The sequence below is a fragment of the Microbacterium sp. ISL-103 genome, from assembly GCF_018613995.1.
Lineage (GTDB): Bacteria > Actinomycetota > Actinomycetes > Actinomycetales > Microbacteriaceae > Microbacterium.
The window spans coordinates 1-2,079 of sequence record NZ_JAGGPD010000567.1 but is presented as its reverse complement, the minus strand read 5'-3'; the positions used below and the strand labels follow the sequence as shown (position 1 = coordinate 2,079).

The window sequence follows — 2,079 nt, the reverse complement described above, 5'->3', positions numbered from 1 at the left end:
CGCGGGCGGCGACCCCGGGGACAAGATGGCGAGCTTCGTGCGCAAGGGCGGCGTCGACGGGGCGCTCATCGTGTCGCACCACACCAGTGACGCGTTCATCGACAGGGTGGCCGACGCGGTGCCGGTGGTCTGGGGTGGCCGACCCGTGCGGATCCGCGAGGGCGACTACGTGGTCGACGTCGACAACGTCGCCGGTGCCCGCACCGCCACGCAGCATCTGATCGACACCGGGCGCACGCGCATCGCGACGATCTCGGGACCGATCACCATGGTCTCCTCTGTCGACCGCGTGCAGGGATTCCGCGGAGCACTGGCCGATGCCGGGCTCTCCCCGTTCGCAGAAGAGGCGGGCGACTACAGCGAGGCCAGCGGAGCGGATGCCGCACGCCGCATCCTCGAGGTGGGGCGCCCCGATGCGATCTTCGTCGCCAGCGACCTCATGGCCCGCGGCGCGCTCACGGCGCTGCGCGCCGCCGGCATCCGGGTTCCCGAAGACGTCGCACTCGTCGGATTCGACGACTCGTCCGTCGCGGTGAGCACAGACCCGCAGCTCACCACGATGCGACAGCCGATGTACGCACAGGGAGAGGCGATGGCCGGGGTGCTGCTGTCGCGCCTCGCCCGTCGCGATCCCGCCCACACGACGATCCTGCCGACCGAGCTGGTGGTGCGCGCCTCGTCGTAGTCGGCCCGGACGCGCGTGCGCGGTCGACGGGCGTGACGCGGATGCGGACCTCGCGCCCCCTCAGGCTGGTCCGCATCCGCGCGTCTGTGGGTCAGCCCCGGTGGGGCGACGGGTCCGCATCGACGGGTGCGCGCCAGGGCAGGGTCGCCCAGGGTCCTCCGCGCCGCGCTGCGGATTTGAGGTTCGTCCACCCGTCGCCGAACTTCGCGACAGCGGTCTCGTCGACGTCGCCGTCGCTCCAGTGCATGACGCGTCCGGCGAGGTAGCTGAGGCCGAAGTCGGCCCACGAGACGAACGAGGGCCTCGCGTCGACGTTGATCCGGTGGATGATGCGGCGTGCCTCTGCGACGTCGGCGTGCCCCAGGGCCACGCCCCAGGTGGCCATCGCGACAGCCTGGCCCAGCGCGTAGGCGTCGAGAGTGCGCACGAACAGCTCAGGTGAGACGATGTCGGCGCCGACCCGCCTGCGCACCTCGTGCTCGATCTGCTCGATGCCGGCGACGAACGGACGCGCGTCGCGCTCGTCGCCTCCCTCGGCGACGATGGCGGCGAGCCACTCCTTCGGCGTCGGCACGCGCCCTGCAGCGAGCGCCAGATCATTGCGCACGCTGAGGTGGAGCATCCACATCTGGCGGCGCCGGCGCACCGTCGACAGGTGATCGATCATGCTGAGCCAGTCCGCACGCGAGCGCACGCCCCACTGATCGGCGAGCGCCTGCTTGTCGGCGTCGTCGAGGGCCGAGGCGGTCGGGTCGTTCCAGGCGCCGGAGGGCAGGGCGCTGATCTGCAGCAATCCGAGGGCTATCTCGTTGGCGTCCGCGTCGAAAGCGGGGAATCGATCGGTGGTCTTCACCTTCGGAGACGGCAGGATCCAAACTGTGGGACGCATTGCACTCCTTGAGGCCGGGGTCCGGGGCCGCTCGTAGCTTGAATAGACGTTCAATCAGTAATATATAGGCTTCGGGGGGAAACCGAAGCAGTCCAATCCTGGGGAGGTGGACACAGCATGGCCCGTTCCGAAGAACAGAACAGCCTGGCTCGGGAGCGCTCCCGAAGCGTGATCCTGAAGGCCGCGATCGAGCTCTTCGCCGAGCGGGGTGTGGCGGGCGCGAGCATCGCCGAGATCACGCAGCGAGCAGGCGTCGCACAGGGTCTCGTCAGCTACCACTTCGGCGGCAAGCAGCAGCTCGTCGCCGCGGTGATCGATCGCTGGTACGAGAACCTGTTCGCGATCCCGCAGGTCGACGGCACCGCCGACCAGAGGCTCGCCGGCATCATCGACGGCGCCCTCACGGCCGCGGGCTACGCCCTGCCGGTGCAGCGGGCGGTGTTCGCGATGCAGCAGCAGCCCAGCACCCATCGCATGTTCGCCGAGGCCGAGACGCGGTTCGCCG

Annotated in this window: 3 protein-coding genes; 2 read left to right on the top strand and 1 reads right to left on the bottom strand. The window is 70.0% G+C overall.

Annotated elements, in window-relative coordinates:
* On the top strand, nt 1–685 hold a 685-nt coding region (locus J7E68_RS17930; RefSeq protein WP_215174897.1), incomplete at its 5' end, for a LacI family DNA-binding transcriptional regulator.
* Between the two features lie 91 nt (nt 686–776).
* On the opposite strand, the gene J7E68_RS17925 is transcribed toward J7E68_RS17930, so the two are convergent.
* Nucleotides 777–1,574 carry a DUF1266 domain-containing protein gene (locus J7E68_RS17925; protein ID WP_215174894.1) on the bottom strand — a complete coding sequence of 266 codons (798 nt, stop codon included), beginning with the start codon at nt 1,572–1,574 and terminating at the stop codon, nt 777–779.
* Nucleotides 1,575–1,691: 117 nt separating this feature from the next.
* On the opposite strand from J7E68_RS17925, the gene J7E68_RS17920 reads away from it, so the two are divergent.
* On the top strand, nt 1,692–2,079 hold a 388-nt coding region (locus J7E68_RS17920; RefSeq protein ID WP_215174892.1), incomplete at its 3' end, for a TetR/AcrR family transcriptional regulator.

Excerpts from the sequence above, each read along its gene's own strand:
- J7E68_RS17925 (WP_215174894.1), bottom strand. The coding sequence starts at position 1,574 with ATGCGTCCCACAGTTTGGATCCTGCCGTCTCCGAAGGTGAAGACCACC.